Annotated in this window: 1 rRNA gene; it reads right to left on the bottom strand. The window is 52.4% G+C overall.

The window, feature by feature from the left end:
- Positions 1–580, bottom strand: a 16S ribosomal RNA gene (locus ACVBIL_RS20640); the annotation flags it as partial.

Raw genomic sequence — 580 nt, 5'->3', positions numbered from 1 at the left:
TCCCGAAGGCACTAAGCTATCTCTAGCGAATTCTCTGGATGTCAAGAGTAGGTAAGGTTCTTCGCGTTGCATCGAATTAAACCACATGCTCCACCGCTTGTGCGGGCCCCCGTCAATTCATTTGAGTTTTAACCTTGCGGCCGTACTCCCCAGGCGGTCTACTTAATGCGTTAGCTTGGGAGCCCAGTGCTCAAGGCACCAAACTCCGAGTAGACATCGTTTACGGCGTGGACTACCAGGGTATCTAATCCTGTTTGCTCCCCACGCTTTCGTACATGAGCGTCAGTCTTTGTCCAGGGGGCCGCCTTCGCCACCGGTATTCCTTCAGATCTCTACGCATTTCACCGCTACACCTGAAATTCTACCCCCCTCTACAAGACTCTAGTCTGTCAGTTCAAAATGCAGTTCCCAGGTTGAGCCCGGGGCTTTCACATCTTGCTTAACAAACCGCCTGCGTACGCTTTACGCCCAGTAATTCCGATTAACGCTTGCACCCCTCGTATTACCGCGGCTGCTGGCACGAAGTTAGCCGGTGCTTCTTCTGCGAGTAACGTCACACCCAAACGCTATTAACGCTTGA

This window comes from Shewanella sp. 125m-7 (genome assembly GCF_052977045.1).
The sequence above is the reverse complement of the archived record's forward strand: the minus strand, read 5'-3'. Positions and strand labels throughout refer to the sequence as shown.